This is a genomic window from Sphingorhabdus sp. EL138, from assembly GCF_945882965.1.
Lineage (GTDB): Bacteria > Pseudomonadota > Alphaproteobacteria > Sphingomonadales > Sphingomonadaceae > Sphingorhabdus_B.
The window spans coordinates 80,976-96,172 of sequence record NZ_CAMCWY010000005.1 but is presented as its reverse complement, the minus strand read 5'-3'; the positions used below and the strand labels follow the sequence as shown (position 1 = coordinate 96,172).

Here is a 15,197-nt window from a genome sequence, read left to right as displayed (position 1 = left end):
ATGGCTGAAAACACTGAAAGCACTGCACCCATCACTGATGGTGCAGCACCTGACGCAGCCGCTCTTGAAGGCCAGCGTCGCGGTCGTGGCGGTCGTGGCGGCGGTGACAATCGTGGTGGCGGTAGCGGCGGTGGCCGTGGTCGTAACAACAACGATCGTCGTCCAGCGCAGGAAGAAGATGATGGCACGATCGAAAAGCTCGTCCACATCAACCGCGTTTCGAAAACAGTTAAGGGCGGTAAGCGCTTTGGTTTTGCAGCACTCGTCGTTGTTGGCGATGGTCAAGGCCGCGTAGGCTTTGGACATGGCAAGGCGCGCGAAGTGCCAGAAGCCATTAACAAGGCAACTGCCGCTGCGAAGAAATCGATGATCCGCGTTGCATTGAAAGATGGCCGCACCTTGCACCATGACGGCAAGGGCCATTTCGGCGCGGGCAAGGTAACATTGCGTTCGGCACCTGCAGGTACCGGGATCATCGCAGGTGGCCCAATGCGTGCCGTCTTCGAAAGCCTTGGCGTTGCGGACGTTGTGACCAAGTCGGTTGGCACGTCGAACCCATATAACATGATCCGTGCTACTTTTGCGGCCTTGTCTGAACAGACAAGCCCCAAGTCGGTAGCGCAGCGTCGCGGCAAGAAAATCGCTGACCTTCTTGGTCGCGGTGGCAGCAAAACTGCTGAAGCCGACGCAGAAGCTATTGCGGAGTAATCGATATGGCGAAGATTAAGATTAAACAAACCGGTTCGCCGATCCGCCGTCCCGCTTCGCAGCGCGCAACTTTGAAAGGCCTTGGCCTTGACAAGATGAACCGCGTTGTCGAAATCGAAGACACTGCCGAAGTGCGCGGAATGATCCGCACAGTTCGTCACATGGTCCAAATTCAGGACTGATAATATTAGCGCGAATTAAAGCGAAAGCGAGTGCACGACATGAAATTGAATGACATTAAAGATAACGAAGGCGCACGCCATCGTCGTATGCGCGTTGGCCGTGGTATCGGTTCAGGCAAGGGCAAAACCTCAGGCCGCGGCCAAAAGGGTCAGACCAGCCGTTCAGGTGTTTCAATCAACGGATTTGAAGGCGGCCAGATGCCACTTCACATGCGTATTCCAAAGCGCGGCTTTAACAATATCTTTGCCAAGGACCATGCCGAAGTAAATCTTGGTATGATTCAGAAGTTCATCGACGCCAAGAAAATCGACATCAAGGCGGTTGTTGACCATGCTGCATTGAAGGCCGCTGGCCTTGCGCGTGGCGGCAAGGACGGCGTTCGTCTGCTCGCAAAGGGTGAACTGACCGCCAAGGTAAACTTCTCGGTTGCTGGCGCTTCAAAGGCAGCGATTGAAGCTGTTGAAAAGGCAGGCGGTAAGGTTGAGGTGCTGGTCAAGGTTTCGGCTTCGGAAAAGGCGGCTGCAAAGAAATCTTCCGTCAAGAACGCAGCTAAAGACGCTGCGGCTAAGAAATAAGATTAAGGCGACGACTTCGCTCTTGTCATGCCAGCCCCGCTTCCCGATATGGGCTGGCGGGGTTTGACATTTCTGGGGGCCGTCCGGATACAGTCAGGCGTAATTTTTGGGGTTAAGCCGATGCGCACGCAAATTGTGCTTGGCGTCAATCCGGAACCAAGGAACGAATATCATGGCATCTAGGGTCGACCAAATGGCCTCGAACCTCAATCTATCGAAGTTCGGGCAGGCAACAGAGCTTAAGAACCGCATCTGGTTCACAATAGGCGCGCTCATCATATTCCGTTTGTTAAGTTTCGTGCCATTGCCTGGCGTCGATCCTATCGCTCAGGCGGCCTTATATGCCAACAATGCCGCTGGTGGTGTTCTCGATATTTTCAACACCTTTTCGGGCGGCAGCCTTGAGCGGATGAGCCTCATCGCGCTTGGCGTTATGCCGTATATCACCGCTTCGATTGTGGTGCAGCTTGCTGCATCACTGTCACCGACGCTTGCCGCGATCAAGAAAGAGGGCGAGAGCGGGCGCAAGAAGCTGAACCAATATACGCGTTATGGCACGGTGTTCCTCACTGCGGTTCAGGGCTATTTCCTTGCCGCTGGTCTTGAAAGCCTTGCGGCCGCCAATGGCATTGGCGCTGTGGTCGAACCGGGCATGATGTTCCGTGTTGTCGCAACCATCAGCCTTATCGGCGGCACTATGTTTCTCATGTGGCTGGGTGAACAAATCACGTCGCGCGGTATCGGGAATGGCATATCGCTCATCATCATGGCTGGTATCGTCGCGCAAATGCCACGTTTGTTTGCGCAGTTGCTGGAGGGCGGTCGCACAGGTTCGATCAGCGGGTTCATCATTGTCGGGTTCCTCGCGATGTTCGTAAGCCTGACGCTTTTGATCTGCTTCATGGAGCGTGGCCAACGCCGCGTGCTGATCCAATATCCCAAGCGCGCAACGCAGCGCGGCATGATGCAGGCCGACCGCAGCCACTTGCCTTTGAAAATCAACACAGCCGGCGTTATCCCGCCGATCTTTGCTTCCTCATTGTTGCTCTTGCCGATCACGATCACGCAATTGGGCGGTAACAATGTTGCAGGTGAAAGCGCGATGGGTGACTTCGTCATTACGTTGAACCAATATCTGGCGCATGGCCAGCCTGTCTATCTGCTGCTCTATGGCCTTGGCATCATATTCTTCTGCTTTTTCTACACCGCAGTCGTGTTTAATCCGGAGGAAACTTCGGAGAATCTAAAGAAGGCTGGTGGGTTCATTCCGGGCATCCGTCCCGGCAAGAACACCGAATCTTATCTCGATTATGTGCTGACGCGTATCACGGTGCTTGGTGCGGCTTATCTGACCTTGGTCTGTTTGTTGCCGGATTATATGATGGCACAAACCGGGCAGCAGCAGTTTTTCGCCATTGGCGGGACCAGCTTGCTGATTTTGGTTAATGTCACCATCGACACCATCTCGCAGATCCAGAGCCATTTGCTCGCGCATCAATATGGTGACCTGCTGAAAAAGGCAAAGCTGAAGGGTGGACGCGCCCGCTAAACGGTGCGACATCGAAACGAATCGGGGAAACGTTTCATGAATATCATCCTTTTGGGGCCTCCGGGCGCAGGTAAGGGCACGCAGGCTGCGTTTCTTGTCGAGAAATATGGCATGGTCCAATTGTCGACGGGGGACATCCTTCGTGCGGCGGTTAAGGCTGGTTCGGATGTCGGCAAAATGGCGGATGAAATCATGAAGGCCGGGAAATTGTTTCCCGACGAATTGATGGCGGAAATCCTTGGCGAGCATATGGACGCCATTCCCGCCGATAAGGGCCTCATCTTCGACGGATATCCGCGCACTGCGCCTCAAGTAGCGTTGTTGGATGTTTTGCTTTCGGCGCGTAACCGGACGCTTAACCATGTTGTCGAACTCGTCGTTGACGAAGACGCGTTGGTTGCGCGCGTGGTTGGCCGCTACACCTGCGCGAATTGTGGCGACGGCTATCATGACGTGTTCAAGCAACCCGTCGTTGCGAACACCTGCGACAAATGCGGTGCGCATGAATTCAAGCGCCGTCCGGATGACAATGAGGAAACAGTGCGGACCCGCATGGCGGAATATCGCGCAAAGACTGAACCCATTTTGCCTCTGTACGATGCGCGCGGCCTCGTCAGCCGGGTTGATGGCATGGCATCGATTGAGGACGTGACCGACGCCATCGACGCTATTATAGGCTGACCCCTGTGATCTGTGTGTAAGCAGGGGCCTCGCGTGTTCACGCAGTACAGTCGGAATTGACAATTTCGTCCAAAATGAACGAGACTTTTATTTCCGTAAAATCGGGGCTAGACCTTTCACATGAAAAGCGTCCTCTTTCCTGCCGCCCTTCTTGCGGCACTGTCTTCTCCAGCCTTCGCTGAAGTCAAAGCTGCGTCAGATACAGGCTTCAACTCGGTTCATATTTCGACCGTGAACGCGACGCCTGAGGAAATCTGGGAACGCCTGCTTTCACCGAAGGACTATTGGAACAAGGCGCATAGCTGGTCGGGTTCAAGCGCGGGTTTTTATATTGATGCCCAAGCCAATGGTTGTTTTTGCGAACTGTTTCAGGAGGCCGACGAGAATGGCAAGCTGAAGACCGTCGGTAGCGTCGAGCATATGCGTGTTATATTTGTGCAACCGGGCAGGGTATTGCGCATGCAAGGTGCGCTCGGTCCGCTGCAGTCAGAGGCCGTGATTGGCACGCTAACCGTTGCTATGGAGCGTGCTAAGGACAATGCGACCACGCGTGTTAGCTTCTCCTATTTAGTGGGCGGTTATATGCGCTACAAAGTATCAGAGATCGCCCCTGCTGTTGATAAGGTGCTTGGCGAGCAGTTTAAAAACATGCTGTCGCCTTTCGCGCCTGCAGGGACGGAAATACCCAAAGTGGATAGCTTCAAGCTGGATATCGAGACAATTGAAGAAGCAGCCTCTAACGAAGCGTCTGAAGGCAGCACAGCAAAGCCTGACGAAGATGTCTCCGCAAGTGAGTCGCCTCGAATGGAGCAAAATTAATTGCGGACGGGGGAACGCAGCCCGAAATCTAGCAATAAAGTCGAAATAGGCTGGTGCGAGATGGTTGATGTGCCAAGTCTTGGCCTGTCACAAGTGCATGCCAAAATGGACACGGGTGCGGCGACATCTTCCATTCACGCAACGCGTATCAAGCCCATTTCGCGCAACGGCAAACCTTATGTCGAATTCTGGTTCCGGCTGAATTCGGGTGAAAAACCCAAGCGTTATGAAGCCCCCATCATTGACCGCCGCATGGTGCGGTCATCCAACGGTGAACGACAAGACCGTTATGTCATCTCTGCGCAATTTTGTTTTGGTAAGCTCTGCTGGAACGGGCAGATCACCTTAGCTAACCGGCGATCCATGGCGTTTCCTTTGCTAATTGGTCGGCGGGCGTTACGGCGCGGCTTCCTCGTCAACAGCGGGCGACGGTGGGTGTTGGGAAAACCCGACAATCAAGGAAATACAGGCACATGAAAATCGCGATGTTGGCAAGGAACGCAACCCTTTATTCTCACCGACGCCTTGTTGAGGCTGCGCAAACGCGCGGTCACGAGATCGACATCTTAAACACCTTACGGGTGACCATGAATATCACCTCACATCGTCCCGAGGCTTATTATCAGGGTGCAAAGCTTGGCAAATATGACGCGGTTATTCCGCGTATCGGTGCGTCCGTGACCTTTTATGGCCTTGCCGTTTTGCGCCAGTTCGAGATGATGAATGTGTGGTCACTGAATGAAAGTGTGGCCATTGGCCGGTCGCGCGACAAATTGCGGTCGTTGCAGATTTTGGCGCGTAAGGGACTTGGCCTGCCTGTGACGGCTTTCGCCCATGACCCGCGCCAGACCGACGAAGTGATCCAGATGGTGGGCGGTGCGCCCGTCGTCATCAAATTGCTTGAGGGCACGCAAGGCATCGGGGTGGTCTTAGGCGAGACCGAGAAATCGGCCCGTTCGGTTATCGAGGCGTTTCGCGGTGCAAATGTTAACATCCTTGTGCAGGAATTTATCAAAGAGGCGAATGCCACTGATGTCCGGTGCTTCGTTATTGGGAATAAGGTCGTTGCGTCGATGCAGCGTCAGGGCGCAGAGGGCGATTTCCGGTCGAACCTGCATCGCGGCGGCACGGCTTCATCAATCAAGATTACGCCTGAGGAGCGGTCAACCGCCGTCCGCGCCGCACGCGCGATGGGATTAAATGTCGCTGGCGTTGACATGCTGCGGTCCAATCATGGACCGGTGATCATGGAAGTGAACAGCTCGCCGGGGCTCGAGGGTATTGAAAAAGCCAGCGGTAAGGATATTGCAGGCAAGATCATCGAGTTTATCGAAGAAAACGCCAGCGATGGTAAAACCAAGACTAAAGGCAAGGGGTAGCGCGCCTCTGGCCTTGACAGTTGGCGCGACTCACTGTATGGCGCGGCTAATCCCGAATAACTGGTGCAGCCAGCAGCGCGTTTATGCGTCCGCTGGTTTTGTGCGTTTCGGGATATCATCAGCGTTGAGATAGGGTTTGTCCTTTCGGGGCACCTGTGGAGCAGGAGTAAATAAATTGGCACGTATTGCCGGAGTTAACATTCCAACCAACAAGCGCGTGATCATTGCGCTTACCTACATTCACGGTATCGGCCGCACTAAAGCCGTCGAAATCGCGACAAAGCTAGGAATTGATCAGAGCCGTCGTGTGCAGGATCTTTCGGATGCTGAAGTTCTGCAAATCCGCGAAACCATCGATGCGGGCTACACCGTAGAAGGCGATCTGCGCCGCACCACATCGATGAACATCAAACGTTTGATGGATCTCGCCTGCTACCGTGGCCTTCGCCATCGTAAGGGCCTTCCCGTCCGTGGTCAGCGCACGCATACCAATGCGCGCACCCGTAAGGGCAAGTCCAAGGCAATCGCGGGCAAGAAGAAATAAGAATAGTCCGAGGGACTGAATTTTATTTCTCCGCCTGAGGCACATAACGGTTTTTGTAAGATTAGGATTTCAATATGGCACGCGAACCACAGCGCATTAAAAAGCGGGAGCGCAAAAACATCTCGGCAGGCGTCGCGCACGTCAATGCCAGCTTTAACAACACGATGATCACGATCACTGATGCCCAAGGCAACGCGATCAGCTGGTCTTCCGCAGGAACCATGGGTTTCAAGGGCAGCCGCAAGTCGACCCCTTACGCAGCGCAGGTTGCCGCAGAAGATGCTGGCAAGAAAGCTGCGGAACATGGTGTTCGCACGTTAGAAGTCGAAGTGAAGGGCCCGGGCTCGGGTCGTGAATCCGCGCTGCGCGCTTTGCAAGCAGTGGGTTTCACCATCACCTCGATTCGCGACGTGACATCGATTCCGCACAATGGCGTTCGTCCTTCCAAGCGTCGGCGCGTCTAAGCATTCGTTTCAGGGGCGGCTGTTCAGTCGTTCCTTCTTTTACCCGCGACCCGGCACGGTGCACCAAACTGCCGGTTTTGCAAAACCCAAGGGGAAATCCATGTCCGTCAATATCAAGAACTGGCAGGAACTGAAAAAGCCCAACGCACTTGAACTGAAATCAGGTAGCGATGCGAAGCGTAAGGCAGTATTTGTTGCCGAGCCGCTTGAGCGTGGCTTTGGCTTGACGCTCGGTAACGCGCTGCGTCGCGTATTGCTTTCATCGTTGCAGGGCGCAGCGATAACGTCGATCAAGATCGAGAATGTTTTGCATGAATTCTCGTCGCTTGCTGGCGTGCGCGAAGATGTCACTGACATCGTTTTGAATATTAAACAGGTCGCCCTGAGGATGGAAGGCGAAGGCCCCAAGCGTCTTCAGCTTTCCGCCACTGGCCCTGGCGCTGTAACCGCTGGCGACATTGCGGTATCAGGCGACATCCAAGTGATGAACCCTGACCTCGTCATCTGCCATCTTGACGAAGGCGCTACGTTGAACATGGAAATCACAGCCGACAGCGGTAAGGGCTATGTGCCTGCAGTCGCCAACCGCCCGGCAGATGCTCCAATCGGATTGATCCCGGTTGATAGCCTGTATTCGCCCGTGCGTCAGGTTGCGTATAAGGTCGACAACGCCCGCATCGGTCAAGAATTGGACTATGACAAGCTTTCGCTGACCATCGAAACCGATGGCACCGTAACGCCAGAAGACGCTGTGGCTTATGCCGCCCGCATCCTTCAGGACCAGTTGCAAGTGTTCGTGCACTTCGAAGATTCGATGGCCGCGTCATCGCCGATGATTGGCATGGCTGCACCTTCGGCTTCTTCGGAAGAATCGGATGCGAACCAGCTTAACCGTTACCTTCTCAAGAAGGTCGACGAGTTGGAACTGTCGGTGCGCAGCGCAAACTGCCTGAAGAACGACAACATCATCTACATTGGCGACCTTGTTCAAAAGAGCGAAGCTGAAATGTTGCGTACACCTAATTTCGGCCGCAAGTCGCTGAACGAGATTAAGGAAGTATTGTCATCGATGGGCTTGCGCCTTGGCATGGACATTCCCGGTTGGCCGCCAGAGAATATTGAAGAAATGGCCAAGAAGCTCGAACAAGAGCTGCTCGGTTAAAATATTTGGGCCAAGGCGTTGCTTTGGCCCAGCAAACAGGGAAATGGCCGCCCTTAACTGGCCAGGATCGGGGTACCTGATACGGCCCCCCTACGAACGAAGGAAAAAGATATGCGCCATAAAGTTGGCCACCGTAAGCTGCAGCGTACCACGTCGCACCGTACCGCGATGCTTCGCAACATGGCAGCGTCGCTTATCAAGCATGAACAAATCAAGACGACTTTGCCAAAGGCGAAGGAACTGCGCCCCTATATCGAAAAGCTGATAACGCTTGCGAAAAAGGGTGGCCTTTCCAACCGTCGCCTCGCGATGAGCCGTTTGATGGACGACACGCAGTTGGCGAAATTGTTTGACGAACTGGCAACCCGCTATGCCGACCGTAGCGGTGGTTACAGCCGCGTGATTAAGGCTGGCTTCCGTGGTTCGGACGCCGCGCCAATGGGCGTTATTGAACTTGTTGATCGCAATGTCGATGCCAAGGGTCAAGACAGCGGTCCAGTAGAAGTGCTGGACGACGACGCGTAAACGCGTTGCACGTTAGAATTTCAAACGGGCGGTATCCAAAAGGGTGCCGCCCTTTTTCTTTGCCTCAGGTCCTGACCCTAGACCTTGCGACTGTGACATGCCGCTTGTTAAGCATCTCCACCATAGCCGACACCTGACCCATGAATGCGACGAATTTGCGATTTTAACGCCCGGACGAAGCGCAATATGGTTGGCGTTATCTGACTGACGCTTTACGCCCAGAATAAAGAATTGAACGTTGGGGAAATGAATTTATGCGAAGCGCACTTTTGCTTGGGGCTACGATCATGATGATGCCAATTTCGTCTATCGCTATGGCCCAGGGCGCGGCAACCACCGACGCCACTGCCGGCCTGATCTATCCCAAAACGAAGACCGTAAATGTCGTCGATGAACAATTCGGCGTAAAGGTGGCTGACCCCTATCGCTGGCTTGAGGATGATGTCCGCGTCAATGCCGAAGTCGCAAATTGGGTGGCATCACAAAATGCCGTCACCGATGCGTATCTGGCAACTTTGCTGGGCAAGAAAATTCTTGCCGACCGGATGAAGAAGCTGTTCGATTATGAACGCTTTGGCCTTCCTGAAAAGGCGGGTGGCTATTATTTCTTTAACAAAAATGACGGGTTGCAAAACCAGTCGATTTTATATGTGCGTAAAGGCCTCACGGGTGCTGACCGCGTGTTGCTTGACCCGAATGGCTGGGCACAGGATGGCGCAACGGCGCTGGATAGCTGGGTGCCTTCGAAAAATGGCAAGCTGCTGGCTTATGCCATTCAGGACGGTGGCTCCGACTGGCGCACACTCAAGGTGCTGGATACCGCGACGGGCAAAGTTTTGGCCGACGAAATCAAATGGGCCAAATTCACGAATATCAGTTGGGTGGGTAATGCAGGATTTCTCTATTCGCGTTTCGCCGAACCACAAGAAGGCGCAGCGTTCCAGCAGCTGAATTATAACCAGACGGTTTACTATCACAAAATCGGCACGCCACAGTCGGAAGACAAAGCGATTTACGCAACGCCCCAGAAGCCTGAATATGGGCACAGCGCGCAAGTGACGCATGACGGCAAATGGGCGGTGATCACCACCTCGTCAGGCACGGATGAGAAATATGAGCTGCACGTGATGCCGCTTGGCAAAAGCCCCAATTGGAAGGCGCAGCCTTTGGTCAAGGGACTCGATAATGACTGGGGCCTTATCGAAGGCATGGGCAATATATTGTGGTTCACTACCAACAAGGATGCGCCAAAGCTAAAGGTTGTGCGCGTCGACCTTGGAGCAAAGTCGCCCGTGTTTGCTGACCTCATCCTTGAGCGCACAGAAACGCTGTCTCGGGTGCAAATCGTCGGCAACCGTATGATCTTGTCGTACATCAAGGACGCCAGATCGATGGCGCTGATGACGGACCTTGCAGGGCAGCCTGTTCAGGAAATCGCACTGAACGCGATTGGCACTGCCAGCGGCTTTTCCGGCACACCGGGCGACGCGGAGACATTTTATGGCTTTTCTAGCTTTAATCAGCCGGGCGCCGTCTACCGATTTGACAGCAACAGCGGGATATCGACACCATTTGCGCAACCGAGGTTGAGCTTCAACCCGCAAGATTTTTCGGTGTCCCAAATATTCTACCCATCAAAGGACGGCACGAAGATTCCGATGTTCATCGTGCATAAGAAGGACCTTGACCTGTCCCAAGGCGCGCCGACATTGTTATATTCTTATGGCGGGTTCAACATTTCGCAGACGCCCACTTATTCGGCAACGCGGATGGCTTGGCTCCAGTCCGGCGGCGTATTTGCGCTTGCGAACATTCGTGGCGGCGGGGAATATGGCAAGCCATGGCATGATGCAGGCCGCCTGATGAACAAGCAGAATGTCTTTGACGATTTTGCCGCGGCGGCGGAATATCTGATTGCCAGTGGCATTTCGGCCAAGGGCAAGATTGCGATCGAAGGCCGCTCCAATGGTGGCTTGCTGATCGGCGCATCGCTGAACCAGCGGCCTGATCTATTTGCGGCGGGACATGCTGCCGTGGGTGTCATGGACATGGTTCGCTTTGACCGGTTTACCGCCGGCCGTTATTGGGTCGACGATTATGGCTATCCGAACAGGGAAGCCGATTTCAAAATGCAGATGACGTACTCGCCCTATCACAACATCAAATCAGGAGTCGAATATCCCGCCGTCATTGTATCGACCGCGGACACCGACGACCGCGTGGTCCCGGGCCATAGCTTCAAATATATATCCGCCCTTCAAGCCGCAGAGACCGGAAGCAAACCCAAAATCATCCGTATTGAAAACCGAGCTGGCCACGGGTCGGGTAAGCCAACTGACAAGGTGATCGACGAATATTCGGACATTTATGCGTTCCTCGCAAAATGGACGGGCCTGAAGCTGACCGAATAATCGTTCATAAAAACGCTGATTTGTATGAACGGATGCTGACAAGTCAATTCAGCATCCGGTCAAACCGAATCGGCTACTTCGTCTCCATCGGCCAGAAATGACTGCGCCCGACCTGGAGAATGACGATGAAATACATGACCAAAAGCTTGCTTGGAGCCGGAGCTGCTGCGGCAGTTTTGGTTAGCGCCGTTGCCCCTGCTCAAGCGCAGGATCGCTATGACCGTCATCGTGACGGGATCAGCGCTGGCGAGATTATTGCTGGAGCAGTTGTGCTCGGTGGTCTGGCCGCCGTGCTTTCCGCTGGCAATAATAATCGTTATGATGATGGCGGCAATTATGACTATAATCGTGCGCGCAATTCCAATGCCTATCGCAGCGGAAATAGCCGTGATGCGGTCAACCAATGTGTTCATAATGTTGAACGCCGGGCAAATGGCTATAGCCGTTCGGAAGTGACGCAAATCCGTGACATTCAGCGCACACGTTACGGCTATCGCGTGAACGGCAATGTTGTCGTCCAAGATGCCGGTCGCGGCTACAATGCCTATGGCAACGACCGCTATAATCGCTCCGACTCCAACGCGTACGGTCGCGGATATAACAAGGGACGGTTTAGTTGTACCGTTGAGCAGGGCCGTGTCTTGGATATCGACTATAGGGGCCTCGAACAATGGCGCTAATGCCTAAAAACGCATGAAGGCAAAGGGGCTTGGGTTGGCAACAGCCTGAGCCTCTTGTCATCTGCATATTTTGCTGCCGCGATTGCGTATGTCGCGACTGCCTTTACTTGCCACGCCGCCCAAAACGCGCCACAGTCCGCACATGGTAAATGTTATCGCGATCCTTCTGGGCCTCATTGCCCTTATCCTGTCTTTCATCGGGTTCATCCCGTTTCTGGGATGGCTGAACTGGTTCATCATCTTGATCGCCGGTGCTGGCGCGGTGTTTGGGCTTATCTCGGATAAAAATGGCGGCCGTAATTTTTGTCTGGTGGTCATGGCGATTTGCGCACTTCGCCTCTGGATTGGCGGCGGGATTATCTGACCCTGTATTGAGGGCGGATGCTTTAAAACATGGCAGATGATAAACAAACCGAGCTGGCCAGCGGCCTGCCTTATGCGATATCAGCCTATCTGATCTGGGGCTTCATGCCCGTATATTTTAAGCTTTTGAACCACGTGCCGCCAATAGCTATCGTGGCGCAGCGGATATTATGGTCGATCCCATTGCTGCTGGTAATCATGGCGTTTCGCAAGCAGTTGCACGAATATGGCGCTATTTTCCGGCACAAGGTGCATTTACGCAACTTGCTGGCAACAGCGACGCTGATTGCTGTCAATTGGCTCATATATATTTGGGCTGTTTCCACCGATCACATATTGGCCGCCAGCCTGGGTTATTATCTTAATCCCTTGGTGAATGTGCTTCTCGGGTGGCTGTTTCTGGGTGAGCGGCTTCGTCCGCTGCAAATGGTGGCTGTCGCGGTCGCCGCCATTGGCGTTGCTATCCTCATCGGCGATGCGCTCGACACATTATGGGTCTCGGTATCCTTGGCCCTCAGCTTTGGCCTATACGGTCTCATCCGCAAAGTAACGCCCGTTGGCTCTGTACCTGGCCTCGCCATTGAAACGACGTTGCTTGCGCCCTTATCGCTTGGCGCAGTGTTCTGGTATGCGCACGCTGGCACTGGCGGGTTCGGCGATGATTATACGACATCCGGGCTGTTAATCCTTGCAGGCGCAGTCACAGCAATCCCGCTGTTGATGTTTGCAACAGCGGCGCAGCGGATGAGTTATGCCAGCCTTGGCTTCGTTCAGTATATCGCGCCGTCGATAGCATTTTTATTGGGTTTCTATGCCTATGACGAACCGTTAAGCACAACCAAACTGGCGTGCTTCATCCTTATTTGGTTCAGTATCGCGATATTCTGCGCAGATGCGATCAAAACCTATCGGGCCGCAAAGGCCTAAGCCCTGATCCTAAGCCCGATAGCACCAGCGCAAAGTTTCGCCCGCGTGAAAGGGCACGACTGAAACGCCTTCTAACGCAAGCAACTGGGGAACCGGTGTGTCCACACGCTCCAGCGTTATGCGATCTTCATTCAGCGGCAGGCGATAAAAATGCGGGCCGTTTTCTGACGCGAAGGCTTCAAGCTTGTTCAACGCGCCCTCTTCTTCAAAAACCGCGGCATAGCTTTCCATGGCAAATGGCGCGTTGAATATCCCTGCGCAGCCGCAGGCGCTTTCCTTGGCGGATGTGTCATGCGGGGCGCTGTCGGTACCAAGGAAAAATTTGGCGCTGCCTGATGTCGCGGCCTTGCGCAGGGCAAGCCTGTGTACTTCGCGCTTCGCCACTGGCAGGCAATATGCATGCGGGCGGATGCCACCTTCGAACATGGCATTGCGATTGATGTGCAAATGCTGCGGCGTAATTGTGGCGGCGATGTTATCGCTGGCATCATTGACAAAGGCGACCGCATCTGCCGTAGTAATATGTTCAAAAACGACGCGCAGCTCAGGCAAGTCGCGCACGAGCTTTGATAGTGTGCGTTCGATGAACACGGCCTCCCGGTCGAATATGTCGACATGTGAATCGGTCACTTCGCCGTGGATGAGCAATGGCATGCCAATGCGCGCCATATGCGCAAGTGCGGGCATGATCTTGGCGACATTGGTCACGCCATGGGCGCTTCCGGTCGTTGCATGAGCGGGGTATAATTTTGCCGCGGTAAACACGCCTTCGGTAAAGCCCCGCGCCAGTTTCTCGCCGTCCGTCGCGTCGGTCAGATAGGCCGTTATCAAAGGCGTGAAGCTGACCCCGTGCGGCACAGCAGCCAAAATGCGGTCGCGATAGGCCGCGCCCGCTTCGACCGTCGTTATGGGCGGAGACAGATTGGGCATGACAATAGCGCGCGCGAATTGTGCCGCGGTATAAGGCACCACGCTGCGCATCACGGCATTATCGCGCAAATGGACGTGCCAGTCGTCGGGACGGCGGATGGATAGAATCATTTGGTCGGTCATGGCTTCCCTTTAAGCGTTCGTCGCCCTATCTGTCACCTATGCGAAACACCCGTCTATTTGACCGTCATGTCGTCCGTTTGTCGCCCACCGAAACCGATGAAGATGTGCGTCAATTCCTGCAAGGGCTGGTGACGCAGGATACGGCAGCTGTGATGCCCTTATGGGCGGGGCTCTTGAGCCCGCAAGGCAAGGCGTTGTTCGATTTTCTGTTATGGGCGGATGGCGACGATGTGCTCATCGATTGTGAACATGCGCAGGCAGAAGCGTTCGTTCGGCGGCTGTCTATCTATCGGTTGCGGCGCAAGATTGCGATTGCGATTGATTCGTCCTGCGCGGTCTTTTGGAACGCAGACGGCAGCGGCGACCCGCGTCATCCCGATATGGGCAAACGGCGGCTTGGAACCCCCGCAGCAGATGATGTGGACGTCAGCGCCGAGTATCGCGCACATCGGCTGGCATTGGGCATACCTGAAGGGGTAGCTGAGCTTGGAAGCGAGCAAACCTTATGGCTTGAGGCGAATGCTGCCGAACTGAACGGCGTATCGTTCAACAAGGGATGCTATGTGGGCCAAGAAAACACCGCGCGCATGAACTGGCGGCAAAAGGTCAGCCGGCGGCTGGTAGTCGTGCCGTTGGAACAGGCCGACCTTAACCGCCAGCGGTGTGCTTATCCTGAACTTGGGCTGTCAGTGGAGTTACGCCGTGTCGAGGATATGAACGCGCTCAATCTGCCCGAATGGCAGCGCGCTGCGATTGTTTAAGTGGTCCTGACCCTAATCCAGCAGTTCAAGCTTCACTTTGGCAATGCCAGTGCGGTGCATGCCAAGTTGCTTGGCTGCGGCATAGGACACGTCCACAATGCGTGATTTACCCCAAGGGCCGCGGTCGTTGATACGGACAACGACTTCCTGACCATTGGCCAGGTTTGTAACGGCAACACGGCTGCCGAACGACAAGGTGCGATGGGCAGCGGTCATGGCCGCAGGGTCAAAGCGTTCCCCGCTCGCCGTGCGGCTTCCACCCAGTTCGACGCCATAATAGCTGGCCATGCCAGTGCCGATTTCGACACGACTGTCGCCGGCCTGCGCCAAGACGGGCAATGTCAGCAATGCCATTATGAAAAAACCGCTTCTGTGCATCATGCCTCTTCGAACAGGGAAGGCACATAAACAAA

General features: G+C 54.5%; 19 protein-coding genes. 17 read left to right on the top strand and 2 right to left on the bottom strand.

The features are described 5' to 3' along the window. The 16 genes from rpsE to rarD all read left to right on the top strand — a co-directional run bounded on the left by rpsE (position 1) and on the right by rarD (position 12,970). Entirely contained in the window at positions 1–708 is a 708-nt protein-coding gene (gene rpsE / locus Q0N43_RS03615; protein WP_295442652.1) for a 30S ribosomal protein S5, read from the top strand. 5 nt (positions 709–713) lie between these two features. Further along, positions 714–890: a 50S ribosomal protein L30 gene (gene rpmD, locus Q0N43_RS03610; protein WP_125229596.1), complete on the top strand. Its 177-nt coding sequence runs from the start codon at positions 714–716 to the stop codon at positions 888–890. A 39-nt stretch (positions 891–929) separates the two neighbouring features. Then, the gene (rplO, locus tag Q0N43_RS03605; protein WP_295442646.1) at positions 930–1,466 is read left to right on the top strand and encodes a 50S ribosomal protein L15; all 537 of its coding nucleotides are present in this window, start codon (positions 930–932) and stop codon (positions 1,464–1,466) included. Between the two features lie 172 nt (positions 1,467–1,638). Next, positions 1,639–3,015, top strand: a complete 1,377-nt coding sequence (gene secY / locus Q0N43_RS03600; protein WP_295442643.1) for a preprotein translocase subunit SecY — start codon at positions 1,639–1,641, stop codon at positions 3,013–3,015. A 36-nt stretch (positions 3,016–3,051) separates the two neighbouring features. Beyond that, a complete protein-coding gene (locus Q0N43_RS03595) occupies positions 3,052–3,696 on the top strand; it encodes an adenylate kinase (protein WP_295442641.1) in 645 nt (214 codons plus the stop codon). 120 nt (positions 3,697–3,816) lie between these two features. Further along, the gene (locus Q0N43_RS03590; RefSeq protein WP_295442639.1) at positions 3,817–4,515 is read left to right on the top strand and encodes a hypothetical protein; all 699 of its coding nucleotides are present in this window, start codon (positions 3,817–3,819) and stop codon (positions 4,513–4,515) included. Next, entirely contained in the window at positions 4,516–4,992 is a 477-nt protein-coding gene (locus tag Q0N43_RS03585; protein ID WP_295442635.1) for a RimK/LysX family protein, read from the top strand. Further along, positions 4,989–5,894: a 30S ribosomal protein S6--L-glutamate ligase gene (gene rimK, locus Q0N43_RS03580; RefSeq protein WP_295442632.1), complete on the top strand. Its 906-nt coding sequence runs from the start codon at positions 4,989–4,991 to the stop codon at positions 5,892–5,894. The genes Q0N43_RS03585 and rimK overlap by 4 nt, the downstream gene beginning before the upstream one ends. A gap of 175 nt (positions 5,895–6,069) precedes the next feature. Further along, the gene (gene rpsM, locus Q0N43_RS03575; protein ID WP_295442630.1) at positions 6,070–6,438 is read left to right on the top strand and encodes a 30S ribosomal protein S13; all 369 of its coding nucleotides are present in this window, start codon (positions 6,070–6,072) and stop codon (positions 6,436–6,438) included. 74 nt (positions 6,439–6,512) lie between these two features. Continuing rightward, positions 6,513–6,902 (top strand): 30S ribosomal protein S11, encoded by a 390-nt coding sequence (gene rpsK, locus Q0N43_RS03570; RefSeq protein ID WP_125229604.1) that lies wholly within the window; start codon positions 6,513–6,515, stop codon positions 6,900–6,902. A 100-nt stretch (positions 6,903–7,002) separates the two neighbouring features. Next, positions 7,003–8,064, top strand: a complete 1,062-nt coding sequence (locus Q0N43_RS03565) for a DNA-directed RNA polymerase subunit alpha (protein WP_295442623.1) — start codon at positions 7,003–7,005, stop codon at positions 8,062–8,064. 111 nt (positions 8,065–8,175) lie between these two features. Beyond that, positions 8,176–8,589, top strand: a complete 414-nt coding sequence (gene rplQ / locus Q0N43_RS03560; protein WP_295442620.1) for a 50S ribosomal protein L17 — start codon at positions 8,176–8,178, stop codon at positions 8,587–8,589. A 314-nt stretch (positions 8,590–8,903) separates the two neighbouring features. Continuing rightward, positions 8,904–11,000 carry a prolyl oligopeptidase family serine peptidase gene (locus Q0N43_RS03555; RefSeq protein WP_295442759.1) on the top strand — a complete coding sequence of 699 codons (2,097 nt, stop codon included), beginning with the start codon at positions 8,904–8,906 and terminating at the stop codon, positions 10,998–11,000. A 125-nt stretch (positions 11,001–11,125) separates the two neighbouring features. Then, on the top strand, positions 11,126–11,680 hold the full coding sequence (locus Q0N43_RS03550; protein ID WP_295442617.1) for a hypothetical protein: 555 nt from the start codon (positions 11,126–11,128) through the stop codon (positions 11,678–11,680). 142 nt (positions 11,681–11,822) lie between these two features. Then, positions 11,823–12,044, top strand: a complete 222-nt coding sequence (locus tag Q0N43_RS03545) for a hypothetical protein (protein WP_295442614.1) — start codon at positions 11,823–11,825, stop codon at positions 12,042–12,044. A 29-nt stretch (positions 12,045–12,073) separates the two neighbouring features. Then, positions 12,074–12,970, top strand: coding sequence for an EamA family transporter RarD (gene rarD / locus Q0N43_RS03540; RefSeq protein WP_295442611.1), 897 nt, complete (start codon positions 12,074–12,076; stop codon positions 12,968–12,970). Positions 12,971–12,979: 9 nt separating this feature from the next. Here rarD and pyrC read toward each other — a convergent pair whose 3' ends face one another. Continuing rightward, positions 12,980–14,023, bottom strand: a complete 1,044-nt coding sequence (pyrC, locus tag Q0N43_RS03535) for a dihydroorotase (protein ID WP_295442608.1) — start codon at positions 14,021–14,023, stop codon at positions 12,980–12,982. A 38-nt stretch (positions 14,024–14,061) separates the two neighbouring features. Between pyrC and Q0N43_RS03530 the strand changes: the two genes are divergently transcribed. Further along, on the top strand, positions 14,062–14,784 hold the full coding sequence (locus tag Q0N43_RS03530; RefSeq protein ID WP_295442605.1) for a folate-binding protein: 723 nt from the start codon (positions 14,062–14,064) through the stop codon (positions 14,782–14,784). 12 nt (positions 14,785–14,796) lie between these two features. Here the strand turns inward: Q0N43_RS03530 and Q0N43_RS03525 are convergent, their stop codons facing one another. Then, on the bottom strand, positions 14,797–15,138 hold the full coding sequence (locus Q0N43_RS03525) for a septal ring lytic transglycosylase RlpA family protein (RefSeq protein WP_295442602.1): 342 nt from the start codon (positions 15,136–15,138) through the stop codon (positions 14,797–14,799). Positions 15,139–15,197 lie beyond the last annotated feature (59 nt).

What these genes read in the sequence shown, in the direction of transcription:
- rpsE (WP_295442652.1), top strand. Translation starts at nt 1, where the DNA reads ATGGCTGAAAACACTGAAAGCACTGCACCCATCACTGATGGTGCAGCA.
- rpmD (WP_125229596.1), top strand. Translation starts at nt 714, where the DNA reads ATGGCGAAGATTAAGATTAAACAAACCGGTTCGCCGATCCGCCGTCCC.
- rplO (WP_295442646.1), top strand. Translation starts at nt 930, where the DNA reads ATGAAATTGAATGACATTAAAGATAACGAAGGCGCACGCCATCGTCGT.
- secY (WP_295442643.1), top strand. Translation starts at nt 1,639, where the DNA reads ATGGCATCTAGGGTCGACCAAATGGCCTCGAACCTCAATCTATCGAAG.
- Q0N43_RS03595 (WP_295442641.1), top strand. Translation starts at nt 3,052, where the DNA reads ATGAATATCATCCTTTTGGGGCCTCCGGGCGCAGGTAAGGGCACGCAG.
- Q0N43_RS03590 (WP_295442639.1), top strand. Translation starts at nt 3,817, where the DNA reads ATGAAAAGCGTCCTCTTTCCTGCCGCCCTTCTTGCGGCACTGTCTTCT.
- rimK (WP_295442632.1), top strand. Translation starts at nt 4,989, where the DNA reads ATGAAAATCGCGATGTTGGCAAGGAACGCAACCCTTTATTCTCACCGA.
- rpsK (WP_125229604.1), top strand. Translation starts at nt 6,513, where the DNA reads ATGGCACGCGAACCACAGCGCATTAAAAAGCGGGAGCGCAAAAACATC.
- Q0N43_RS03565 (WP_295442623.1), top strand. Translation starts at nt 7,003, where the DNA reads ATGTCCGTCAATATCAAGAACTGGCAGGAACTGAAAAAGCCCAACGCA.
- rplQ (WP_295442620.1), top strand. Translation starts at nt 8,176, where the DNA reads ATGCGCCATAAAGTTGGCCACCGTAAGCTGCAGCGTACCACGTCGCAC.
- Q0N43_RS03555 (WP_295442759.1), top strand. Translation starts at nt 8,904, where the DNA reads ATGGCCCAGGGCGCGGCAACCACCGACGCCACTGCCGGCCTGATCTAT.
- Q0N43_RS03550 (WP_295442617.1), top strand. Translation starts at nt 11,126, where the DNA reads ATGAAATACATGACCAAAAGCTTGCTTGGAGCCGGAGCTGCTGCGGCA.
- Q0N43_RS03545 (WP_295442614.1), top strand. Translation starts at nt 11,823, where the DNA reads ATGGTAAATGTTATCGCGATCCTTCTGGGCCTCATTGCCCTTATCCTG.
- rarD (WP_295442611.1), top strand. Translation starts at nt 12,074, where the DNA reads ATGGCAGATGATAAACAAACCGAGCTGGCCAGCGGCCTGCCTTATGCG.
- pyrC (WP_295442608.1), bottom strand. Translation starts at nt 14,023, where the DNA reads ATGACCGACCAAATGATTCTATCCATCCGCCGTCCCGACGACTGGCAC.
- Q0N43_RS03530 (WP_295442605.1), top strand. Translation starts at nt 14,062, where the DNA reads ATGCGAAACACCCGTCTATTTGACCGTCATGTCGTCCGTTTGTCGCCC.
- Q0N43_RS03525 (WP_295442602.1), bottom strand. Translation starts at nt 15,138, where the DNA reads ATGGCATTGCTGACATTGCCCGTCTTGGCGCAGGCCGGCGACAGTCGT.